At 35.5% G+C, this 5262-nt stretch carries 9 protein-coding genes; 6 read left to right on the forward strand and 3 right to left on the reverse strand.

Annotated features, from left to right (window positions below; translation table 11 throughout):
- Positions 1–219 precede the first annotated feature (219 nt).
- On the reverse strand, positions 220–558 hold the full coding sequence (locus tag AC1DRQ_RS29210; protein ID WP_477429304.1) for a hypothetical protein: 339 nt from the start codon (positions 556–558) through the stop codon (positions 220–222).
- Between the two features lie 277 nt (positions 559–835).
- Here AC1DRQ_RS29210 and AC1DRQ_RS29215 point away from each other — a divergent pair, with 277 nt between their 5' ends.
- Positions 836–1195 (forward strand): hypothetical protein, encoded by a 360-nt coding sequence (locus AC1DRQ_RS29215; RefSeq protein ID WP_429395770.1) that lies wholly within the window; start codon positions 836–838, stop codon positions 1193–1195.
- 321 nt (positions 1196–1516) lie between these two features.
- On the opposite strand, the gene AC1DRQ_RS29220 is transcribed toward AC1DRQ_RS29215, so the two are convergent.
- A complete protein-coding gene (locus AC1DRQ_RS29220) occupies positions 1517–1747 on the reverse strand; it encodes a hypothetical protein (protein ID WP_477429306.1) in 231 nt (76 codons plus the stop codon).
- 222 nt (positions 1748–1969) lie between these two features.
- Here AC1DRQ_RS29220 and AC1DRQ_RS29225 point away from each other — a divergent pair, with 222 nt between their 5' ends.
- The 5 genes from AC1DRQ_RS29225 to AC1DRQ_RS29245 all read left to right on the forward strand — a co-directional run bounded on the left by AC1DRQ_RS29225 (position 1970) and on the right by AC1DRQ_RS29245 (position 4750).
- On the forward strand, positions 1970–2560 hold the full coding sequence (locus AC1DRQ_RS29225) for a TetR/AcrR family transcriptional regulator (protein WP_477429308.1): 591 nt from the start codon (positions 1970–1972) through the stop codon (positions 2558–2560).
- A 53-nt stretch (positions 2561–2613) separates the two neighbouring features.
- Positions 2614–2982 (forward strand): VOC family protein, encoded by a 369-nt coding sequence (locus AC1DRQ_RS29230; protein WP_477429310.1) that lies wholly within the window; start codon positions 2614–2616, stop codon positions 2980–2982.
- Between the two features lie 43 nt (positions 2983–3025).
- Positions 3026–3307 (forward strand): YciI family protein, encoded by a 282-nt coding sequence (locus tag AC1DRQ_RS29235; RefSeq protein WP_429395781.1) that lies wholly within the window; start codon positions 3026–3028, stop codon positions 3305–3307.
- A 272-nt stretch (positions 3308–3579) separates the two neighbouring features.
- Complete coding sequence (locus tag AC1DRQ_RS29240) at positions 3580–3801, forward strand: hypothetical protein (RefSeq protein WP_429395784.1); 222 nt, start codon at positions 3580–3582, stop codon at positions 3799–3801.
- A gap of 250 nt (positions 3802–4051) precedes the next feature.
- A complete protein-coding gene (locus AC1DRQ_RS29245) occupies positions 4052–4750 on the forward strand; it encodes a hypothetical protein (RefSeq protein WP_477429313.1) in 699 nt (232 codons plus the stop codon).
- 51 nt (positions 4751–4801) lie between these two features.
- On the opposite strand, the gene AC1DRQ_RS29250 is transcribed toward AC1DRQ_RS29245, so the two are convergent.
- Positions 4802–5262 (reverse strand): alpha/beta fold hydrolase (locus AC1DRQ_RS29250; RefSeq protein ID WP_477429315.1); only part of this gene is annotated, 461 nt, incomplete at its 5' end.

A 5262-nucleotide genomic window follows, 5' to 3' on the forward strand; every position in this document is an offset into this window, starting at 1 on the left:
GTTGAAACCGAAGCTGCAGGTATTTATGAGTAAAGCCAGCATTTTTTTTATTTTTAATTATGCCAATTGGCATAATTAGCATTTATTGCTAAAGTAAATATTCATTATTACGGCATGGTAACTATTAATAAATCTGTCATTCTAAGCGATAGCGAAGGAATCTATTAACGAATTTCTCCGATCCTTGGGATGACAGGGTTTTTAAAGGACTATCTGGGGCTATTTAACTTTTACTTGCTGCTTTTCTTCCTGTTCCAGTTCTACCAATTCCTCTACCTCGCTAATGGCCTCGGCGGGTTGGCTGGCGTAATTAAGCTTACGGAAGCGCCATTGTGCAAACGCTGGTTCCTGGAAACGGTTTATCAACTTAAAAAACTTGGGGAAATTGTGCACCTCATCCAGTAGTACACCAGGTACTATACCGTTATTGTCTAAGATCTCGCGAATGGTATATTCTTTATCTTTAGTTATCCAGATCTCAAAATCCCTTCTTATTTCTTCGCTTTTTTCAGGGTCAATCCTGTCATTTATGCAAATTACCTTGTCTCCTGGTTTCATAATACTAAATACTAACTAAATACTATAAAGACTAAAGCAGTTGATGTTTATAAAACAGCCGCTATACTTTGCAAAGTACCGGTTTTAAAACCGGAATTTAAAAATCATCTCATGAAAATTTAAAATACGATGAAATATAAGTAGTCGGTTTGGTATTAAAATGTTGAAATTTGAACTTGAATTTATCTGCAGATTTAATGATAAATAGCTCAGGATAATCCCTAAAAACAAATAAATATTTGCCAAATGAACAAATTGTTTATTATTGCAGTCATATATGTCTGACGAAGCAATAATAAAACGGTTAAAGGTAATTGTGAAGGAATACGGCGGTCAGCTGGGCCTTGCAGGAGCCATTGGCGTTGACCAGGGTTTCATCAGTAAGGTGATCAATCAAAAGCAGGATATCAGCTATTATCTTATCCGTAAGCTTTGTTTTCAGCTCAAATACTCACCTGAGTGGCTCATTCTGGGCACCGGCGAAAAAAAGATCGATAAGCCTGAATCGGCCAAATTGATCACTGAAATTCAGATGATGCGTACCGAGGTTGATATTTTACATGCCCGTATGCGAGCCTATGAAATAGAAATTAAAGAACTGCGCAACCAGTTACACCTGGATAAAAAGGCAGGGTAGTATTTAAGTTAAAATTCAATAAAGGCCAGCTTATTTAAATAAGCTGGCCTTTATAATTATAATAGCTGGCATTACAAATCTTATTTACAATACTGGGATAAGAACGTTTTCATTTATGAATAACGGTTGACAAGTATCAGCTACAAAACTAAGCGGGATATAGCAAAGGTATACCTAAAATAAAGTGTGCCAGTTTTAATCGAAACAGCCGTTTTTGTAAACTAAGGGACAGATTTGGGATATAAAAAACCCACAATTATCTGTTTTAAGATAAGGTAACAGGCAGGTAAAAATTATTGATTTATAACAGAGTGTTAAAATTTAGAAATAAGATGCTTCATTAGCTTTATTCGCATGATTTTGAATACGTTTTTTGCCATAAAAAATAGCAGCAGTACAAATGAGTATGCAAAAAAGCATCGAAACCTCAATAACTACATGGGTTAAAGGAACATGTGCCGGATTTTTTGAAAGCAATATGCCGGCGTCAGGTAAAAGCATCCCGAATAGAGGGAAGCAAAAGAACATTCTTAATATTATTAATTTTTCCATAATTATTAACATTTAGTATGATAATGCTAAGTTACACATAATTTTATTACTATTTAAATAAAATATTCAATCTGCCATAGCTACAAACGTATACGGAAATTGTTTGCATTTGTTTTCTTTATTTAATATTATCTCCATTTGAGGCAGTAAACCGAATAGTTAATTTTATTTCAAAATAAATTCTTTAATGAATGAACGCTCATTTATATTTGTATTATAATTATGCGACCACGCGACGAAAATAAGGAACTATTGATACGCCAAAAAGCTATTGAAATGGTGGTGGAAAATGGACTGGGTGGGTTTAGTGTTAATAAACTGGCTAAGGCAGCTGGCGTATCGCCCGCTACAATCTACATTTATTACAAAGATAAGGATGATCTGATCACTAAACTTTGTGTTGATGTGGCTGGTAAAATGATGGATTATAGTTTTAAAGATTTTTCGCCTGGGATGGACTTTGCTGTTGGTTTAAAAATACAATGGCAAAACCGGATGGAGTATTTTATAAGCTATCCTGCAGAAATGGAATTTATTGAAATTATGAGGTATACCCATTTTTATGAAGAAGTAAGCAAAAGACTTACTACTACTTTTGGATTGATCCTGGGGCCATTTATGGAAAATTCCATCCAAAAGAAACAGCTAATACCACTTCCATTCGAAGTGTATTGGTCCATAGCCTTTGCACCTTTATATCAATTAATAAAATATCATTACCAGGGCAAAAGCTATGTAAACAGCAGCTTTGAGCTTAATGAAGAATTAATAGAGCAAACATTTGGGTTAGTTTTAAAGGCTCTGAAACCATAAAAAAATTTGACTATTTAAATAAACGAACATTCATTTACTATTGCATCAAACCAATGAAACTTAACCATATTAATCTGCTTGTAACTGATGTAACTACCAGTATCAGTTTTTTTGAACAATACTTTAATTTTAAATGTCTTGAAATAAAGGGCGATAATTTATTGGCTGTTTTGCAGGGAAGCGATGGTTTTATCCTGGTATTAATGGCAAGCAGCCTTAACCGTAAGGGGATTACCAGCTATCCGGATGCTTTTCACATCGGATTTTTCCTTGACTCCAGAAATGAGGTGACCGATTTATATAACCGCCTTGTTGCCGCAGGTTTTGCTACAGAGCACCCTCCGGGTAATATAAGGGGCAGCTATGGGTTTTACTTTAATGCCCCGGGTAACATACTTACCGAAGTTGCCTGTAATATGTAACAATTTATAAAATATAAAATCAAATTATAAACCATTTTCTCTTATGATACAAGCATCAGCCTATAAAGAACCCCACCATGTAATGCTGTTTTTCGAAGAAAAAGAAATTACTAATAAGCATCAGCAGTGTATTAAAGAACGTGTTAACTATTATGAAAATCTTAAAAACGCTGGTAAAGTACTAATGAGCGGTAACTTCTGGAATCAGGCCCGTAATTTTATAATTGTATATGTATCATCAGATACAGAATTAGAACAAATTATTGATAATGATCCGGCTATACGTTATAATGTGCTTGAATTAGTTAGGGCAATGCCTTTTTAATTCTTTACTGAGCACAAACGCTCTTCCAGGCACTAATTATCGTGTCTTTAGGCAACAACGCGCATATTTTATGAAAATTAACTCAGTTGAAATATTGCTTTACTTTTTAAGCACAATGTTTCTAAATGTGTAGTTATTATTATGATTTCAGAAGCAATACTGCACATTTAGTATTAAAATTAACTTAATTGAAATAATATTTTACTTTTTAAGCAAAATAATTTGTAATACATTCCTAAAAGGTGTAGATTTAGCTCATCAAATTGTTAGATATGGAAGAGTTAGCAATTTTTAGGATATTTTCGAGTTTTCCACTATTTGGCCTGTTGTTGCCAGATCTTTCGTCATTTTTTATATACCCTGCGAGAGGGATTCCTTTAGCCCATATATATGTGGAGGGTTTTTTACTGTTAAGTGTAATTATTTGTACGGCAGGTATTTGGTATAACCAAAAGCAAAGAAGAGGTAATGTGCAGGTAACTGCCGGAAGTTAACGGCTCTTTATATAATTGAATGCACTCACTTTATAAACCAATTATAAATCTATATTTATTTAATACCTCTATGCCTGGTTTATTTAAACCGGGCTTTAATTTACTCTTACTTTTTAAAGTATTGCTGGGTTAAGTAAAGTTAAAAACATCAAAATATTATAATATCCTGATGCATGCATTGAATTGATGTTTTTTTTTATTTTTACTGTTAATGAGCCTTGATCAGTTTAACCCTCACAACCCCGACGTTTTGTCATTTAATTCTCGGTCGTCCAGAGTAGTACTTTATTTTAAATCTGTATTTATTTTGGTTCTTGTGTGCTTTTTAGGTACTGTAATGGCCCAGCGCCGTTCACATGCTGCGCTAACCTATGGTGGTGGTAATGATGGGAGTAATTTTGATTCGGGTTATGGTGTTGTATTTGGCGTTGGCTATGATGCGCCGCTTGGCAATCTCAAAAATGTTTATAAACCTGCCGCTAATTATAGTTTAGGTGTATCCCGTTTCATGAATGATTTTACGGTAAGCCTTACCCTGGGCTACCATGCCTACAAGCCTAAGGATGACCTTGTTACCTCTGGTGATATTGAAAATACAAGTACCATCTTTAGTGATTATAGGGTATATTCGGCTTACGCAGGAGCAGTTTATAACCTTAACCTGGCCGATGATGTGCGACTTTATGGCGGTGGAAACATCGGGCTCTATTTTACCCATTACGCATTTAGTTCAACCGATAACGTTGGTGAATTTATAGTTGACTTGCGGGAGCGGGATATTTATTTAGCCCCGCGCCTGGGGTTCATTTTTGCCCTTACCAATAATATAGGTTTAAGCCTGGAGTCGAAGTATAACTTTTTTGCGCCAATAGGAAAGTCAGACTATGGTAGCTCCGGTACATTTTACACATCCGTGGCAGCACAGGCAGCCTTAACTTTTAAGTTTTAAAAGTGGGCAATAGGTATTTTACAAAAGAGGGCTTGTTCTGGATCATAATGATCATCTTTTATTAAATGGTTGTTCAAAAAACTCATCTACTTTCTTGTTAAACTCGTCACTATGCTCAATTAAGGTAGGGTGACCTGAGTTTGGAACTATCCATAAATAAGCTTTCGGGATGTTTTGGGAAATAAGTACGGTATGTTCAGTAGGGATCAGGTCATGGTCGCCGGCAATAATGAGCGAAGGACATTTGATCGTCTTTAAGGCCGAAAGCTTGATGTTGGGCTGAAACCAATCGAGCAGGAAAACTTTCCAGTCGTTTTTTTCCTTTGCTGTTGTAAATACAGTGCTTTTTTTTGCATTATAATCTATCTGTTCCTGTTTCCAATATGATGGGATAATACCTGTAGAATCGGGCCAYAAATTGGCGCCGGTTGAAGCCAGTTTGATCACTTTATCCGGATGGCGCATAGCCAGTTCAATGGCGTTAATACCACCATCGCTCCAGCCTATAACAT

The organism is Mucilaginibacter sp. P4_E8, assembly GCF_056401495.1.

What these genes read in the sequence shown, in the direction of transcription:
- AC1DRQ_RS29230 (WP_477429310.1), top strand. Translation starts at nt 2,614, where the DNA reads ATGAAACTTAACCATATTAATCTGCTTGTAACTGATGTAACTACCAGT.
- AC1DRQ_RS29235 (WP_429395781.1), top strand. Translation starts at nt 3,026, where the DNA reads ATGATACAAGCATCAGCCTATAAAGAACCCCACCATGTAATGCTGTTT.
- AC1DRQ_RS29215 (WP_429395770.1), top strand. Translation starts at nt 836, where the DNA reads ATGTCTGACGAAGCAATAATAAAACGGTTAAAGGTAATTGTGAAGGAA.
- AC1DRQ_RS29225 (WP_477429308.1), top strand. Translation starts at nt 1,970, where the DNA reads ATGCGACCACGCGACGAAAATAAGGAACTATTGATACGCCAAAAAGCT.
- AC1DRQ_RS29240 (WP_429395784.1), top strand. Translation starts at nt 3,580, where the DNA reads ATGGAAGAGTTAGCAATTTTTAGGATATTTTCGAGTTTTCCACTATTT.
- AC1DRQ_RS29210 (WP_477429304.1), bottom strand. Translation starts at nt 558, where the DNA reads ATGAAACCAGGAGACAAGGTAATTTGCATAAATGACAGGATTGACCCT.
- AC1DRQ_RS29220 (WP_477429306.1), bottom strand. Translation starts at nt 1,747, where the DNA reads ATGGAAAAATTAATAATATTAAGAATGTTCTTTTGCTTCCCTCTATTC.